A 17,771-nucleotide genomic window follows, 5' to 3' on the forward strand; every position below is an offset into this window, starting at 1 on the left:
CTATTGATAACTAAAAAGACTTAATACCGCAGCGCTAATGGATACCATAAATAAGACGCTCTCAATTAAATGTTTTAAGTATTTTTTGGATATTAAAAAATCATTTATATAAAAATATTTTTAGTTTGACAAACTCTTTTTAAATAATGAATTTTAGTTTTTTTTAAATGATACCCTTGCTTTTTTGTAATAATTTTATTGAGATAAAGCGGCCCATTTTTATTTTAAGTTACCTCTGTTTGTTAGGTCGTTAGAGTGAAGTCTTGGTTCTTGATTCTAAAAGCGAAGCGGTCATTAATCTTTTATTATACAAGAATGATTTTTATTCAGAATATAATTTTTAAAATCAAACCTTCACGTAATAATTTCTGTCTAAACAAATTGAATTCCATAATGTTAACAGAAGCTTGTGATGTGTTTAGTGAACATTAATGAAAATAAGCAACAAAATGTTGTAAAGTTTAAAACAGAATGTTAACTTTGTAGTTATAGTTTTATTCTTAAAATATAGATGAGTAATACAATAGAAGCAATTCATTTACTGGAAGATAAGCTACAAAGCTTATTGTCAAATTATGAATTTTTAAAGAATGAAAATGAAATTTTGCTTCAAAGTACCAATGAGTTACAACATCAGTTAAAAGAAAGAGAGCAATTATTAGCAGCGAAAAAAAAAGAATATGATTTGCTTAAAATTGCAAAAACTATAGATGGCAGTAGTACAAATACAAGAGATACAAAACTCAAAATAAATACTTTAATTCGAGAAATCGACAAGTGTATTATACAATTACACGAATAAAGTTCATTAAATTGTGGGAAAACTTAAAATTAATGTTGTTATAGCAGGTAGAACCTATCCTTTAAGTGTGAATAACACAAAGGAAGAGGAAGGCATGAGAAAAGCCGCAAGAGCTATTAATAAATTAATTTCTATGTATGAAGAAAATTATGCAGTGAGCGATAAACAAGATGTTTTAGCAATGTGTGCATTACAATTTGCTTCTAAAGCAGAAATAACATCATTAGAAAAAGATTCTACAGATAGAGAAGTAGTAGATAAAATAACAGCGTTAACTAATTTAGTTGATGCTCATTTAAAATAAGTTCTTTAAAATACACATTAACAACACACTGCCTACGTTAGTACATTGTTTATTAAACTCAACACGATTCAATTATGAAGGATGAGTCTTAACTACTAAAGCAAGCCACTAGTGCTGAACTCGTTTCAGTATCTTTAAGTGGATCCTTGAACAGTTAGTTAGTCCTATAAGTAACCATATTTGGAGTTTAAAAAACCTCACTAATGTAGGCTTTTTTTTATATATTAAATTTAAATTATGGATGGAATGATACTTCCCATTATTGTGGGAGTTTTGATAGGAATTGCAGTTGGATTTTTAATTGCAAAAGCGATGGAAAAAGCAAAAGGCAAAAAGATACTTAGTGGCACTAGAAAAGAAGCCGCTACAATCTTAAAAGAAGCAAAAATAGATGCAGAATCTGTAAAAAAAGAAAAAATACTTCAGGCGAAAGAGAAGTTTATTGAATTAAAATCTGAGCATGAGAAAGTAATTCTTACTAGAGAAAAAAAGATTTCTGATGTAGAGAAGCGTATAAGAGATAGAGAATCTCAGGTTGCTTCTGAAGTAGATAAAAACAAAAGATTAAACAAGTCTTTAGAACATAAAGAAGGTGAGTTTAATAAAAAATTAGACTTTTTAGAAAACAAAGAATCAGAGTTAGAAAAAATGCACAAGCGTCATGTAGACATGCTAGAGCAAATTTCTGGTTTATCGGCAGAAGATGCTAAAAAGGAATTGATAACTTCTTTAAAAGATGAAGCTAAAACAGAAGCAATGGCTTTTGTACAAACTTCTATTGAAGAAGCAAAGTTAACAGCAGAGCAAGAGGCTAGAAAAGTGGTTTTAGGAACCATACAAAGAGTAGGTGTAGAGCAAGCAGTAGAAAACTGTGTGTCTGTATTTACTTTAGAATCAGATGATGTTAAAGGTAGAATTATTGGTAGAGAAGGGCGTAATATTAGAGCTTTAGAAGCTGCAACGGGTGTAGAAATTATTGTAGATGATACTCCAGAAGCTATTATTCTTTCTTGTTTTGATCCTGTTCGTAGAGAGATTGCTAGATTGGCAATGCATAAGTTAGTAACCGATGGTAGAATTCACCCTGCAAGAATAGAAGAGGTTGTTAAAAAGACAGAAAACCAAATTACCCAAGAAATTATTGAGGTTGGTAAAAGAACTGTAATTGAGTTAGGGATTCACGGATTGCATCCAGAATTGATAAAAACAGTAGGTAGAATGAAATATCGTTCTTCATACGGACAAAATTTATTACAACACTCGCGTGAAGTAGCAAATCTTTGTGGAATTATGGCTGCAGAAATGGGCTTAAATTCTAAAGTTGCAAAACGTGCTGGTTTATTACATGATATTGGTAAAGTGCCAGATACAGAAAGCGAACTTCCACACGCATTATTAGGTATGGAATGGGCTGAGAAATATGGTGAAAAACCGGATGTTTGTAATGCTATTGGTGCTCACCACGATGAAATTGAAATGAAAACCTTAATAGCGCCAATTGTACAAGTTTGTGATGCTATTTCAGGAGCGAGACCAGGAGCAAGACGTCAGGTGTTAGATTCTTACATTCAACGTTTAAAAGATTTAGAAAACATAGCATTTGGTTTTCCAGGTGTTCAAAAAGCGTATGCTATTCAGGCAGGACGTGAATTACGTGTAATGGTAGAAAGTGGTAAAGTAAATGATACCAAAGCTGCTGAATTATCTTTTAGTATTTCTCAGAAAATACAAAATGATATGACGTATCCAGGTCAAGTAAAAGTAACTGTTATTAGAGAAACAAGAGCGGTGAATGTGGCGAAGTAAAAGCCTATCATAATCTTCCGGAAGGGAAGAGACATTTTTGTGTTATCAAGATATTTTTAAAAATCCCTACCATGTTTATGGTAGGGATTTTTGCTTTGAAACATTTCTTCGTAATTATAAGTTTTACTTTAAACTAATTTAGAATCTTTAATACCAACGGCATTATAGAACCCGATAAACTAAAAATTAATTAACCTTAAGTGTATTCTTAAGGTTTTCTATATGGCCTTATTTCTTAAATTAATGTTAATTTATGATGAAAAGTACCGCTCTAGGTAACACAATCTTATCTTGTTATTTGGTTTTGGTTGCAATATACTAACGTTCGTTTTAGGTTGATTTAACTTAATATATTTTGCTTTGTAACTCAATTACAAAACTAAATCAACTATAAAATGAAACACAAATTTTTAAGTAAATTTTTAATTTTAATGTCACTTTTTCTGGGGACAATTGCTTTTTCTCAGCAAGTTTTAACAGGGAAAATAATAGATGAAACAGGTATTCCATTAATGGAAGCAAGTGTTCATATTATAAAAGGTAATAAATGGACTACTTCTAATATTGATGGAGAATTTAAAATAGAATTTAAAGATGAGCATAGTAAAATAAAAGTAGAATTTCTCGGGTACCAAAGCAAAGAGATTGTTATTGGAAACAGAAAAAATATTACCATAACGCTATTACCCGAAGTAAATACTTTAAGTGAGGTTATTGTTACTGCTTTAGGTATTAAAAGGGCACAAAAGAAAGTAGGGTATGCTACTCAGCGAGTAGATGCTTCTACCATAAAAGAAGTTGTTGCTCCAAATGCAGCGGGTTTAATTACGGGTAAAGTTGCTGGTCTAACGGTTAGTAATCCAACAGGTTTATTTCAAGCTCCTTCATTTACATTAAGAGGGAAATCTCCATTAATTGTCGTGGATGGTATTCCTGTAAGCACAGATTTTTACGATATTTCTCCGGATGATATTGTAGATATTACGGTTTTAAAAGGAACTTCTGCATCTGCCTTATATGGGTATAGAGGAGGGAATGGAGCCATACAAATTACAACTTCTAAAGGTCAGAAATCAGACGGATTAGAAATTACAGTTTCTCATAACACGATGGTGAGTGCAGGTTTTACGGTTTTTCCAGAAACTCAAACAGAATACGGAAATGGTTCTAACGGAAAATATGAGTTTTGGGATGGACAAGATGGAGGTATTTCTGACGGAGATATGATTTGGGGGCCAAAATTTGAGCCTGGTGTAAAAATAGCACAATGGAATAGTCCTATTAAAGACAATGTTTCTGGTGATGTTACTCCTTGGTGGGGAGATGTGAGTGGAACAAAATACGATGATAAATCTCGCTATTCTAGAGTGCCAACTGATTGGGAATATCATAACAACTTAAAAGATTTTTTAAGAACAGGAGTTATCAATACCACTTCTTTTTCTGTTGCCAACTCAACAGCAAGAGGTTCTTATAGATTATCGGGTAATTACAAATCTCATACTGGTAGAGTACCAAATACCAATTTAAAAACGGGAGGGTTAACTTTTAATTCAACAACAAAATTATCAGATAAATTAACCTTAGATAGTAAGTTGGCGTATAATAAAGTGTTTTCTCCTAATTATCCAAGACATGGTTACGGTCCTAAAAACCACATGTACACTATTTTAATTTGGATGGGAGATGATGTAAACGGAAAAGAATTAAATGAACACAGATATATTCCTGGTCAAGAAGGATATAGACAAGCAAACTTTAATTACGCTTGGTATAACAATGTATATTTTGCTGCTCATGAGTTAAATCAGCGATATGACTCTAATGTTTTAAACGGGCAATTAAAATTAAATTATCAATTTTCAGATGATTTCAGTATTCAGGCAATGGGATCTTCTGTAATGAAACATCGTTTTGAAAATAGAGAAAGTCCGAAATCTTATTTAAACTACGGAGACCCAAGAGATGGAGATTACAAAACTTGGAATACTAGTTCTGTGGATGTAGATTATAATGTTTTAGCTACCTATAATAAAAAAATTACAGATAAATTTTCTTTAGGTGTCAATGCAGGAGCTTCATCAGAATACCATAAATACCAACAAGAATACAATGCTACAGATGGTATTATAGTGCCAGAATTGTATAGTTTAAACAATACAAAAGGAAATATAAAAGGAGCAACTGAATTTTCTGAAAGATCTGTAAACAGTTTATACGGAATGTTAGAGTTAGATTTTGATAATAAATTATTCTTAACATTTACAGGTAGAACAGACAAACACTCTACATTACCAATAGATAATAACTCATTATTTTATCCATCGGTATCTTTAAGTAGTATGCTTTCGGAATGGTTTAAATTGCCAGAATCTATCAATTACTTAAAAGCATTTGGGTCTTGGGCTCAGGTAAAAAGATCTTTAAGTGCCTATCAAATTAATTCTTATTATGACAACGCAGGTACTTTTAACGGTAGCCCAGAATTATCGTATTCAGGTAGTTTGGTAAACCCAGATATTGAAGGATCTTTAACAACCAATGTAGAATTAGGTTTTAGCGCAGGTTTCTTAAACAATAGAATAGGGTTAGATTTTGCGTACTATAATGCCGTTGATGAAAACGCAATTATAGATTTACCAATTTCTTTAGGATCTGGTTTTTCATCAAGAAAAGAAAATGCACACCAATTTACCACCAATGGTTTGGAGGTTTCAGTAAGAGCTACACCAATTAAAAATGCAGATTTTAGATGGGATGTGTTAGCTAACTGGTCTAAAAAAGTACAACGTTTAACAAGATTAGATGAAGGCGCAGAGCAGTACAATAGTTTACGATTAAATGATAGAACAGATGCGTATTATGCAACCGTTTGGGAAAAATCTGCAGATGGAGAATTAATCTTAGATGCAAATACAGGGATGCCAACTAAAAATCCGTATCAACAAAATATAGGAAACAAGAATCCTGATTTTAGGTATGGTTTAGAAAATACTTTTAAATACAAAGGCTTTTCTTTAAAAGTAGGTATAGATGGTGTTTGGGGAGGTTTAATGAGGTCTAAAACTGTAGAAAAAATGTGGTGGGGTGGTAAACATCCAAACTCTACGGAATATAGAGATGCAGAATATGCAAGCGGAATTGGAACGGTGTATGTACCAACTGGTGTAAATGTAACAGGTGGTTCTGTGCAAAGAGATTTAAATGGAAATGTTACTTCAGATACTAGAACCTATGCAACACATACTTCTCCAGTGAGTTGGCAATCTTGGTCGCAAAACTACCCGTATAGAGCGCAAGTTACAGAAGAAGAAAGCAAAACTTTTGCTAATGTTTTTGATAGATCTTATCTAAAATTAAGAACGGTAGCTTTAAGTTACGATTTAACAAACGTGCTTAAAGTAAAAGGTATCAAACAAATTAATGCAAGTCTAAATGGTTACAACTTATTCATCTTAAAAAAAGCAGATATTATTGATCCAGACTTTGGTAATGATGATGATTTACAAGACCCTTCTACAAGATATTTAGGTTTAGGTTTAACTTTTAAATTTTAATAAAAATGAACAATTTTAAAATAATATTATTTTTAATGATGGCTGTTGTTATGTCTTCTTGTGAAGAATTAGACATCAATGACAATCCAAATAAAGTAAGTGTAACGCATCCAGATTTATTACTGACTAATATTGTAACTTCTGCTTTTCAGGTGAAAGGAACTGGGGGAATGTACGCTTCTAGAATGCTTGTGCAGACCGATGGTGAAAGTACTTCGCAGTTTTACAAATGGGACAGAGCTAGTTTTGACGCTTATAATAGCTTAAGACAAGTGACTAAAATGATGGAAGAAGCAGACAGAATAGCAGACGATTCTTACAAAGGTATTGGTTACTTTTTTAGAGCGTATTATTTTTATGATTTGGCATTAACTTTTGGAGATGTGCCTTATGCAGATGCTTTAAAAGGAGAATCAGACAAATTATATCAACCAATATATAATACACAAGAAGATGTTTTTAGAGGGATTTTAAAAGAGTTAGCAGAGGCAAATTCATTGTTAAATGGTACAGATATCATTACCGGAGATCCTATTTTTAATGGAGATGTTAGCAAGTGGAAAAAGTTAGTCAACTCTTTTCGTTTAAAAGTATTATTAACGCTTTCTAAAAAGGAAGGAAGCTCTTCTTTAAATATTAAAAATGAATTTGCATCTATTTATAATACTGAATCAATCATTGTAACTCCAGAAGAAAGTGCACGTTTAGAATTCGTAGATGTGGTAGATTCTAGATATTCAGAATTCAATTCTAGTGGTTATGGTTCTGGTTTATACATGGCGTCTACTTTTGTAGATATGTTAAAAGAAAGAGAAGATGCACGCTTATTTGCTATTGCAGGTCAAACTAAAAATGCAAAAGAAGCAGGTTTGTCTATTGGTGATTTTACTGCGTACGCAGGAGGAAATCCTATTGCGGCTTATAACGATGTAAATTTAGTAGCTGCGGCAGGTAAAGTATCAAAAGTAAATGAGCGTTATACAAAAGATCCAACGGCAGAAGCACATAATTTGTTAAGTTTTTCTGAAGTTCAGTTTATTTTAGCAGAAGCAGCCGTAAAAGGATGGATTTCTTCTACAAGTGCACAAATTTTTTATGAAAACGGAATCAAAGCAAACTTCCAATTCTATAATACGTATGCAAAAGGGTATGAAGCGTATTATACGCAAGCTGAAGCTATAAAATATATTGCAGGAACAAAAGTGAACTTTTTAAATGCTAGTTCTAATGAAGAAAAATTAGAATTAATTTTAACCCAGAAATATTTAACATCTTTTTTACAAGGAGGTTGGAGAATGTATTTTGATCATTTGAGAACTGGATATCCTAACTTTCCTTATTTAGGTTCAGACACGCCACCAACCAGATGGATTTATCCTTTAGATGAATACAATAACAATGCGGCCAATGTAACCGAAGCTATTGATAGACAATTTGGAGGATCTAATGACGGAATTAGAGAAATTACTTGGTGGTTACAGTAGGAAGATAAAGACTAATTTTTAAGAAGTTGTCTAAAATGAGTTTTTTTGTCAATCTGAATTTATTTCAGATTCGTATCAACATTGAAATTCTTTGATTTGAGATACTGAAACAAGTTCAGTATGACACGAATTAATCCTTTTTAGACAACTTCTTATTTTTATTTAAAATAAAATGAAAAAAAAGATACTTATAACATTTTCGATCCTCTTTAGTGTTTCCTTTTTATCGGCACAAAAAATAGAGATAAAACCTTATTTGCAAGACTCAGAACCCACTGCTATCAAAATTATGTGGCAAACAGATTTTGGAGAAGAAGCGGTAGTGTATTGGGGAACAAAAAAGAACAAATTAAAATATAAAGCTAAAGGAACTTCCTTCGATATTAATTTTACGGAAAAAAGAGTACATGAAGTTGCTATAACGGGCTTATCAAGATTTACCACCTATTTTTATAAAGTACAAACAGGAAAAGCGGTTTCTGAAGTGTATCAATTTAAAACGCCTCCTTTTGCAGGTAGTTCTAAAAAAATAAATTTAGTTGCTATGAGCGATATGCAAAACGACTGGCAACATCCAACAAAGTTTCAAGAAGTGGTAGAAGAAGGTATTTTACCGTATTTTAAAAAGAATTTTGAAGGCGATCTTTCAGACAATTTAGCTATGGTGGTGATTCCTGGAGATTTGGTAGATAGAGGTACTACTTTTAATCAATGGGAAGATCATTTTTTTAAGCAATCAGAAAAATTGTTTTCACAAATACCTGTGTATCCAGTTCCTGGAAATCATGAGCGAAATTCAGATTATTTCTTTAAATACTTTAGCCTTCCAAAAAACGGAAGTCCGGAATATGCAGAACATTGGTGGTTTAAAGATTACGCAAATACCAGAATTATTGGGCTAGATTCTAACGATGGTTATCGAGATATAAAACAACAATTAGCGTGGTTAAAAGAGTTGTTAGCTAAAACCGCTAAAAATGATTCAATAGATTTTGTTTTTGCGCAATTACATCATCCGCATAAATCGGAATTATGGATTCCGGGTGAAGAAGATTTTTCTGGTGAAGTAGTAAAATTGTTAGAAGCCTTTAGCAAGGAATCTAACAAACCAAGTTTACATTTTTTCGGACATACGCACGGATATTCTAGAGGGCAGTCTAAAGAACACAAACATCTTTGGGTAAATGTTGCATCCGCTGGAGGCGCTATTGATAATTGGGGTGAATTTGAAGGTAGAGATTATGACGAATTTACGGTAACACAAGATGAATATGGCTTTGTTTTGGCAACCATAGACCCAGATAAAGAGAATCCTTCTTTTACCTTAAAAAGAATTAGTAGAGGTAATAATATCAAATTTAGAAACAACGAGTTAAGAGATAGTATTACTGTTTTCAAGAAAACAATTCAGCCAAATACACCTGTTTTAGCTAATTTTAGTAAAGAAGCAAAACCTACTTATAAAGTAGTTTTAAAAGCAGGTTCTTTTAAAAGTGATAAAAAGAAGGCTTTCCATGCAGCCTCTAATTGGCAGGTGTCTACAACAGAAGATTTTGCTAAACCAGTGTACGATTCTTGGAAACAACACGAAAATTGGTATTACAGAGAAAATAGACAAAAAGACGATGATTTAACGGATGAGGTTTTAGATAGAAAGCTAAATAATAACACAACCTATTATGTGCGTGTTCGTTACAGAGATCAATTTTTAAATTGGAGTAATTGGTCTATTATAAAAACATTTAAAACTATTAAATAATGAAAAGATTAAAATTATTAAGTGTCTTTTTTTTGTTGATGTTAGCTGCGTGCTCTTCAGAAAAAAAAGAAATCAAAAAAATATTGAAAGACGATTCTAATAAAGTTTTTGTAATTACATTAGATGGTTTGCGTTGGCAAGAATTATTCTCTGGAGCCGATTCTTTATTGGTAGAAAATAAAGAATATGTTAGTGATACAAAAGGATTGAAAACACAATTTTGGAGAGATTCTGCCACAGAAAGAAGAAAAGTGTTATTTCCTTTTATTTGGAATGAAGTTGCTAAAATGGGACAAATTCATGGAAACCGATGGCAAGGAAGTAAAATGAATGTAACTAATGGAATGCATTTTTCGTACCCTGGTTATAATGAAATTTTAACAGGAAAAGCAGACGATGCAAGAATTGATAGCAATCGTAAAATTCCGAATCCGAACCTTACTATTTTAGAAATAGCAGAAAATACCGAAGCTTACAAAGGTAAGGTAGCAGCTTTTGGTAGTTGGGATGTTTTTCCGTTTATAATCAACGAAGAAAGAAGTGGATTGTATGTAAACGCAGGTTTTAGAGAAGCAAAAGGTACTGATTTGTCAGATAAAGAAGTTTTCTTAAATGAGTTGCAGGCAGAAACTCCGAGTCCTTGGGGTGGTGTTCGTTTAGATGTTTTTACACATCATTATGCTTTAGAAACGATTAAAAAGAAACATCCGAAGTTGGTGTTTATTTCTTACGGAGAAACCGATGATTTTGCACACGATGGAGAATATGATGCGTATTTAAGATCGGCAAATAGAACCGATGCGTTCATCCAAAAACTTTGGAATTATACTCAAAAAGATCTTTTCTATAAAGGAAAAACGACTTTTATAATTACGACAGATCATGGAAGGGGCACAGCGCCTTTAGAAACATGGAAGCATCATGGAGACGCTATTAAAGATTCAGACCAAGTTTGGGTACTTTCTTTTGGAAATGAAATAGCATCAGAAGGAGAAATTATAACGGAAGAACAGTTGTATACAAATCAAGTGGCGGCTTCTGTAGCCAAACTTTTAGATGTAGAGATGATAACAGATTCAATAGGAAAACCATTTTATTTTATAAAGTAAGGAGTTGTTTTATCAACTTAAAAAAGGCTGTCTATAAATTTATTTTTTTGTCAACCTGAATTTATTTCAGGTTCTTATGATGTTTGAATTTCAGTACGTTGAGATGCTGAAACAAGTTCAGCATGACAAGGTTTAAACTTTTTTAGACAGTCTTTTTTATTTTGAATCTATTTCGAAACGCTCATTTCTAGTGATTTTTATTTTTTTCGAAATTGTATCGGGAATCATTTTTTTTAACTTTATCAAAAATAATACAAAGCATAACACACCGATTTGTCATTTCGACACAAGGAGAAATCCCATAAAGTTGCTCAATTTTGTGTTCGTTTCTTGTGAGACTTCTCCCCAAAAGTCGAAGTGACACGATTATGATTTTTACACAGTTTTGTCTTTTTTAAGCTGAAATTTAGGTAGAGAAATCCCATAAAGTTACTCCGTATTGTAGATTCAAAAGCATGAGTTCCTTCCCTTCGGGAAGGTTAGGATGGGCTTTACTTTCTAGGATGATAGGTTTCAACAACTTCCTTTAAATAACTTTTATCTAAATGTACATATACTTCTGTGGTAGTAATACTTTCGTGCCCTAACATTTGCTGAATAGCTCTTAAATCTGCGCCGTTTTTTAATAAATGAGTAGCGAAAGAATGACGCAAGGTATGCGGACTAATTTTCTTCTTTAAATCAATTTCTAGAGCTAGATTTTTAAGAATGATAAAAATCATTTGTCTGGTTAACCCTTTGCCGCGTCTGTTTAAGAAAACAGTATCTTCAAATCCTTTTTGTGGGTTTATATGCGTTCTAATTACTTTTATATATTGCGAAATATACTTTTGTGCATTGTAGTGAATTGGCACAAAACGTTGTTTATTTCCTTTTCCAATAACGCGTACAAAACCTTCTTCAAAAAATAAATCAGAAATTTTTAGGGTGATGAGTTCACTTACACGCAAGCCACAACTATATAAAGTTTCTAAAATAGTTCTATTTCTTTCGCCTTGCGGATGGCTTAAATCGATAGCAGAAATCAATTGGTTAATTTCATCTTCAGACAGTGTATCTGGTAATTTTCTACCAATTTTTGGAGCTTCAATTAAATCTGTAGGATTGGTTTCTCTATAATCTTCAAAAATTAAATAATCGAAAAAACTACGTAAACCAGAAATAATTCGCGCCTGACTTCTGGGGTTCACTTTTTTAGCAACATCATAAATAAATTGCTGAACGGCATCCTCATCAATAGTTATAGGAGTGAGGTTTATTTCATTTTCCTCTAAAAACAACATTAGTTTTTCTAAATCTCTCGTATAACTATCAATAGTGTTTTTAGAAAGCCCTCTTTCTATCTTTAAAAAAAGTTGAAAATCTTTAATTGCGTTTTGCCATTTCATGGGATAAAGATATTAAATCTTAATTATCAAATTGTTAGAATCTAAAAATTGTAAAATATTTTTTTTAGAGATATCAATATTGAAAGATTCATGTTTTTTTACCTAAAATTTATTAGATTATTCTTTTTTTTGATTAATTTTGGACTATAATTTAAAACATATATTATGAAAAAATTATTAGTTATGGCTGCTTTTGTATTCGCTGGATTAGGTGTTGCAAACGCACAAGAAGGAAGTTTTAATGCAGGTGTTAATTTGGGTATACCAACTGGAGATTCTAGTGATGCGTATTCTTTTGCTATGTCTGTAGAAGCTAACTATTTATTTGATGTATCAGAATCATTTAAAGTAGGGCCTTCTGTATCTTATTCTCATTATTTAGGGAAAAATGATGTTTTAGGAAGTGGATTTGATGTTGATGATGCTTCTTTTTTACCGATTGCTGCTGCTGGACGTTATGCAGTGTCAGATAAATTTACCGTAGGAGCTGATTTAGGTTATGGTATCGGAATTAGCCCAGATGAAAATGATGGAGGTTTTTACTATAGACCAATGGTTGGTTATTCTGTAAGTGAAAAAGTAATGATTCAAGCATCTTATTCTGCAGTTGATACTGACGGTATAACTGTTTCTAACTTTGGTGTAGGAGCAATGTTTGCTTTATAGTATTATTTAAATATATATTAAAAACGGAAGCAAATTGCTTCCGTTTTTTTATGCCTAAAATGTAACAGATTTCATTTGAGTCAATTTTTAAATCTTTTCCGTTCATGTAAAAAGGAGTACTGATTTACTTTTGTATAGAACTTAAAAATTAAATATTATGAAGAAATTATTGTTAGTTGCTTTTGTAGCAATCATGGGTGTAAGCAGCATAAATGCGCAAGAGGGAATTTTAAACGGAGGTGTAAATGTAGGAATCCCAACAGGAGATGCCAATGACTTTTATGGTTTAACATTAGGAGCCGAATTAAATTATATGTTTCCAATTTCAGAAGGCTTTACTTTTGGTCCGTCTGTACAGTATTCTCATTTTTTTGGAAAAGATATTGATGTAATAGGAGTTAGTTCTATTGAGGTTTCAGATGCTTCTTTTTTACCAATATCTGGTGCAGCAAGATTTAATGTGTCAGAAAAATTTGTAGTTGGGGCAAACCTTGGTTACGCTGTTGGTTTAAGTGATGGTTTAGATGGTGGTTTTTATTACAGACCTCTAGTTGGTTATAAAGTAGGAGATAGTACCCAATTAAATGTCTCATATTCTGGAATTACAAATGACGGTATCGATGTTAATAACATCAGTTTGGGCGTAATGTTTGGAATCTAAAATATAAATATTGAATATATTTACGAACGGAGGCTGAAAAGCTTCCGTTTTTTTGTTTTAAAACTGTATTTTTGAATCATGAAATTATTGATACTAAACGGCCCAAACCTAAACTTGTTAGGTAAAAGAGAGCCAGAAATTTATGGTTCGGAAACTTTTGAAGATTTCTTTAGAACACTTCAATTAAAATTTAACGAGATAGAATTGTCTTATTTTCAGTCGAATAGTGAGGGAGCCATTATAGATAAATTGCACGAAGTTGGTTTTAGTTTCGATGGTGTTGTTATCAACGCAGGTGCTTACACGCACACTTCAGTTGCTATTGCAGATGCTATTAGTGGTATTACAACTCCGGTTGTTGAGGTACATATTTCTAACGTGCATAAACGAGAAACTTTTAGACACCACTCTTTTTTATCACCCGTTTGTAAAGGTGTTATATTTGGTTTTGGGCTAAAAAGCTATGAGTTGGGGATTGAGAGTTTTATGTAAACTTTAATATTAATCGGCAAGTTCTAAAAATCAATTTTAATTCTTATAAAAATCGTAAGAATAAAAATTGATTTTTAGTGTTAAAAAATATATAATAAATTATATTTGTTTTCCCTAGAATATTGAATACATGAACAAAGAAAAGTGGCTTTTTGAGATTACGCCCAAAAACAATTTATTTGACTTAAATTTAAAAGAAGTTTGGCAATATAGAGACTTGTTAATGCTTTTTGTAAAGCGAGATGTTGTAACAGTTTATAAACAAACAATATTAGGTCCGCTTTGGTATTTAATTCAGCCTTTGTTTACATCCATAGTTTTTACCTTAGTTTTTAATACCATAGCAAATATTAGCACTGGAGGAATCCCTCCATTTTTATTTAATTTAGCAGGGGTTACCAGTTGGAATTATTTTAAAGAGTGCCTGACTGGTACTTCAGATACTTTTAAAAAAAATCAAGCAATTTTTGGTAAAGTTTATTTTCCTAGAATCATTATGCCGATGTCTGTAGTTGTTTCAAACTTATTAAAGTTTGGAATTCAGTTTGGAATATTAGTTGCATTTTATGTGTATTATGTTTTAAATGGAAGTTTAATTAGACCAAATATTTATTTTTTAACCTATCCAATAGTAGTACTATGTATGGCTTTATTAGGTTTAGGTTTAGGAATGATTATTTCTTCTATGGTTACTAAATATAGAGATTTAACTTTTTTAGTTTCGTTTGGTGTACAATTGTTAATGTATGTTTCATTGGTAAGTTTACCATATAGTTTGTTTCAAGAAAATGATTTAACATGGGCGGTAGATTACAATCCGGTAGCACATATTATTGAGTATAGCAGGTTTGTAATGTTAGGAGAAGGAACTGTGAGTCAGTTTGGTATTATTTATACTTTAGTTACTTCGGTAGTAGTATTTTTATTAGGAATTTTAGTTTTTAACAAAACAGAAAAGAGCTTTATTGATACGATTTAAAAAAGTGAATGGTGAATAGATAAAAGGGAATCGTTAAAAAAGAGTTTATGGATTATAAAGATTTGTATGTTTGGAAAAAGAGTATGGATTTGGTAGCGTCTATTTATAAATTAACTTTAAATATCCCTGATTCAGAGAAATTTGGATTAATTAGCCAAATGCGTAGATCCGTTGTTTCAATACCATCTAATATTGCGGAATGAGCAGCTAGAAAAGGAGATAAAGAATTAATACAATTTATTCACATTGCTTTAGGTTCTTTATCAGAACTAGAAACTCAATATTTAATAACACTACGTTTAGGGTTTGTGAAGGTTAATGTAGAAGTAGAAGAATTGTTAGTAACAGTAAAAAAATTATTACTAGGTTTTAAAAAATATTTAGCAAAAAAATAAATTAATAATGACGAATTACCATCAAATTTTCGATGCCCACCTTTCACGTCTCACTAAAAACGATTCACTATGAGTGAAACTATTTTAAAAGTAGAAAATGTATCTAAACAATATCGTTTAGGAACCTTAGGCACTGGTACCATTAGTCATGACTTAAATAGATGGTGGGCTCAAATAAGAGGGAAAGAAGATCCTTATTTAAAAATTGGTGAAACGAATGATCGGTCTACAAAAGCAACTTCAGAGTACGTTTGGGCATTAAAAGATATTAATTTTGAAGTAAAACGGGGTGAAGTTTTAGGAATTATAGGAAAGAACGGAGCAGGGAAATCTACCTTACTTAAAATTTTATCTAAAGTAACGGGGCCTAGTACGGGAAGTATAAAGTCTAGAGGAAGGATTGCTTCTTTGTTAGAAGTGGGGACAGGTTTTCATCCAGAAATGACTGGACGAGAAAATGTTTACTTAAATGGTGCTATTTTAGGGATGACCAAAAAAGAAATTAATGCTAAAATTGATGAAATTATTGAATTCTCAGGTTGTGAGCGTTTTATAGACACACCTACTAAACGTTATTCTAGCGGTATGACGGTTCGTTTAGCATTTGCTGTGGCTGCTTTTTTAGAACCAGATATTTTAATTGTGGATGAAGTGTTGGCTGTTGGTGATGCTGAGTTTCAAAAGAAAGCTATTGGTAAAATGCAAGATATTTCTAGTGAAGGAGGTAGAACTGTTTTGTTTGTAAGTCATAATATGGCTGCAGTAAGGAGTTTATGTACAAGAGCAATTGTGTTAGGAAATGGTGAGGTTGTATATATTGGTGGAACTAATGATGCTGTAGATCATTATTTAAATATGGATACACATCAAGTAGCTAGTATTATAGAAGGTATTAATCATCAAAGCAAAGATATTTTAATAGAAAGTATTTCTATTAATAAACAATGTAAGAATGTTGTTTATGTAGATGAACAACATTCGGAATTAAATGTAAATATAAAAGGAGAATTACTTACTTCTAAGATAATGGATTTAGAAGTACGTTTTTATGATGAAAAAGAAAATTTACAGATGTTATATGCTCCTGGGCACTTAAATGGAGAATTAATAAACTATAAAAAAGGAGTTTTTGAAATAAATGAAGTTATAAAATTACCAAATTCATTAACAAAACAAGAGCTTTTGTTAGATGTTGATATTACACACCCAAACATTGAATTTATAGTTAAAATTTCAAAACATGTAAAGGTTATTTCTAAAGGAATTGTAGGTAAAACGGGATCTGATTTTTCTTTTAAGAAATATGGATTTATGGTTTTAAAGTAATGATATATTAATTATATTTAAAATTATAATTTAGTAAATGAAAAATAAAGATATTACTATAATTACAATTAATTACAACAACCTTTTAGGTTTAAAGAAAACAATGGAAAGTGTTTTTGATCAAACTTATAAAAATGTTGAGTATGTAGTTATTGATGGTGGGTCTACAGATGGTAGTAAGGAATTTATTGAAGAAAATAAAAATAAATTAGATTATTGGGTAAGTGAACCTGATAAAGGTATTTATAATGCCATGAATAAGGGTATTGATAAAGCTGTAGGTGAGTATTTGTTGTTTTTAAATAGTGGAGATTATTTATGTGATAAAGATGTGCTAAGTCAAATTTCATTAGAATTAAATGATTATGATATTTATTACGGAAATTTGATAGAATTAAATTCAAATAGTAGTTGTAATAAAAAAAATAAAGGGACAGAAGGTAAAGAAATTACAATTTCAACATTTATCACAGGATCAATAAGTCATCCTTCTTCTTTTATAAAAAGAAACTTATTTGAAAAGTATGGTTTTTATGATGAAAGTTTAAAAATAGTATCCGATTGGAAATTTTTTTTGATAGCGTTAGGGATGAATAATTCAGATATAAAATACCTTAACATAGATGTTTCTTATTTTGATATGACAGGAATTAGTAATACCAATATTGATTTAATAAATATAGAGCGTAAAAAAGTTCTTTTAGAAATAGTGCCGAAATCAATTTTATCTGATTGTTATAAATTAATAGAACTCCAAAATAGATTTAGTACGGATAGAGCTAAAATGTTCTTAAAGTTGGAAAAACATTTTTTTGCAAGAAAAATTAATAATATAATATTTAAAGTTATTTTAAAGTTATATGAAAGATTTAATAAGTGAAATTTATAACTATGAATAGCCATTTTATTGTGACAGCATGAATAAAGTAGAATAGTTGAAAATAAAAATAGATTAGTTAATGTGTTTTTATATACTAAGAAAAAGAATTAGTTATAAAAATAAATATATCTTTATTTTTTCTTTCAATACTGTATGTTATCCT

Annotated in this window: 14 protein-coding genes and 1 pseudogene; 14 read left to right on the forward strand and 1 reads right to left on the reverse strand. The window is 31.2% G+C overall.

The window, feature by feature from the left end; translation table 11 throughout:
- Window positions 1-511 precede the first annotated feature (511 nt).
- From MPF19_RS12245 to MPF19_RS12275, 7 genes are all read left to right on the forward strand, one after another.
- Window positions 512-802: a coiled-coil domain-containing protein gene (locus MPF19_RS12245; protein ID WP_203394542.1), complete on the forward strand. Its 291-nt coding sequence runs from the start codon at window positions 512-514 to the stop codon at window positions 800-802.
- 13 nt (window positions 803-815) lie between these two features.
- Window positions 816-1,106, forward strand: coding sequence for a cell division protein ZapA (locus tag MPF19_RS12250; protein WP_203394541.1), 291 nt, complete (start codon window positions 816-818; stop codon window positions 1,104-1,106).
- Window positions 1,107-1,343: 237 nt separating this feature from the next.
- Complete coding sequence (rny, locus tag MPF19_RS12255; protein ID WP_249988463.1) at window positions 1,344-2,912, forward strand: ribonuclease Y; 1,569 nt, start codon at window positions 1,344-1,346, stop codon at window positions 2,910-2,912.
- A gap of 395 nt (window positions 2,913-3,307) precedes the next feature.
- Window positions 3,308-6,469 carry a SusC/RagA family TonB-linked outer membrane protein gene (locus tag MPF19_RS12260; protein WP_249988464.1) on the forward strand — a complete coding sequence of 1,054 codons (3,162 nt, stop codon included), beginning with the start codon at window positions 3,308-3,310 and terminating at the stop codon, window positions 6,467-6,469.
- A 5-nt stretch (window positions 6,470-6,474) separates the two neighbouring features.
- On the forward strand, window positions 6,475-7,953 hold the full coding sequence (locus MPF19_RS12265; protein ID WP_249988465.1) for a SusD/RagB family nutrient-binding outer membrane lipoprotein: 1,479 nt from the start codon (window positions 6,475-6,477) through the stop codon (window positions 7,951-7,953).
- 172 nt (window positions 7,954-8,125) lie between these two features.
- Window positions 8,126-9,712 (forward strand): purple acid phosphatase family protein, encoded by a 1,587-nt coding sequence (locus tag MPF19_RS12270; RefSeq protein WP_249988466.1) that lies wholly within the window; start codon window positions 8,126-8,128, stop codon window positions 9,710-9,712.
- Window positions 9,712-10,821, forward strand: coding sequence for an alkaline phosphatase family protein (locus MPF19_RS12275; protein ID WP_249988467.1), 1,110 nt, complete (start codon window positions 9,712-9,714; stop codon window positions 10,819-10,821). Before MPF19_RS12270 ends, MPF19_RS12275 begins: the two co-directional genes overlap by 1 nt.
- Window positions 10,822-11,312: 491 nt before the next feature.
- On the opposite strand, the gene xerD is transcribed toward MPF19_RS12275, so the two are convergent.
- A complete protein-coding gene (gene xerD, locus MPF19_RS12280; RefSeq protein WP_249988468.1) occupies window positions 11,313-12,209 on the reverse strand; it encodes a site-specific tyrosine recombinase XerD in 897 nt (298 codons plus the stop codon).
- 165 nt (window positions 12,210-12,374) lie between these two features.
- Between xerD and MPF19_RS12285 the strand changes: the two genes are divergently transcribed.
- The 7 genes and pseudogenes from MPF19_RS12285 to MPF19_RS12315 all read left to right on the forward strand — a co-directional run bounded on the left by MPF19_RS12285 (window position 12,375) and on the right by MPF19_RS12315 (window position 17,608).
- Window positions 12,375-12,875 carry an outer membrane beta-barrel protein gene (locus tag MPF19_RS12285; RefSeq protein WP_249988469.1) on the forward strand — a complete coding sequence of 167 codons (501 nt, stop codon included), beginning with the start codon at window positions 12,375-12,377 and terminating at the stop codon, window positions 12,873-12,875.
- Window positions 12,876-13,032: 157 nt separating this feature from the next.
- Entirely contained in the window at window positions 13,033-13,536 is a 504-nt protein-coding gene (locus MPF19_RS12290) for a hypothetical protein (protein ID WP_249988470.1), read from the forward strand.
- A 78-nt stretch (window positions 13,537-13,614) separates the two neighbouring features.
- A complete protein-coding gene (aroQ, locus tag MPF19_RS12295; protein ID WP_249988471.1) occupies window positions 13,615-14,028 on the forward strand; it encodes a type II 3-dehydroquinate dehydratase in 414 nt (137 codons plus the stop codon).
- Between the two features lie 130 nt (window positions 14,029-14,158).
- Window positions 14,159-15,007, forward strand: coding sequence for an ABC transporter permease (locus MPF19_RS12300; protein ID WP_249988472.1), 849 nt, complete (start codon window positions 14,159-14,161; stop codon window positions 15,005-15,007).
- Window positions 15,008-15,054: 47 nt separating this feature from the next.
- A pseudogene (locus MPF19_RS12305) lies at window positions 15,055-15,402 on the forward strand (four helix bundle protein).
- A gap of 69 nt (window positions 15,403-15,471) precedes the next feature.
- On the forward strand, window positions 15,472-16,728 hold the full coding sequence (locus MPF19_RS12310; protein ID WP_249988473.1) for an ABC transporter ATP-binding protein: 1,257 nt from the start codon (window positions 15,472-15,474) through the stop codon (window positions 16,726-16,728).
- A gap of 37 nt (window positions 16,729-16,765) precedes the next feature.
- Entirely contained in the window at window positions 16,766-17,608 is an 843-nt protein-coding gene (locus MPF19_RS12315) for a glycosyltransferase family 2 protein (RefSeq protein WP_249988474.1), read from the forward strand.
- Window positions 17,609-17,771 lie beyond the last annotated feature (163 nt).

The organism is Polaribacter sp. Z014, from assembly GCF_023555435.1.
Lineage (GTDB): Bacteria > Bacteroidota > Bacteroidia > Flavobacteriales > Flavobacteriaceae > Polaribacter.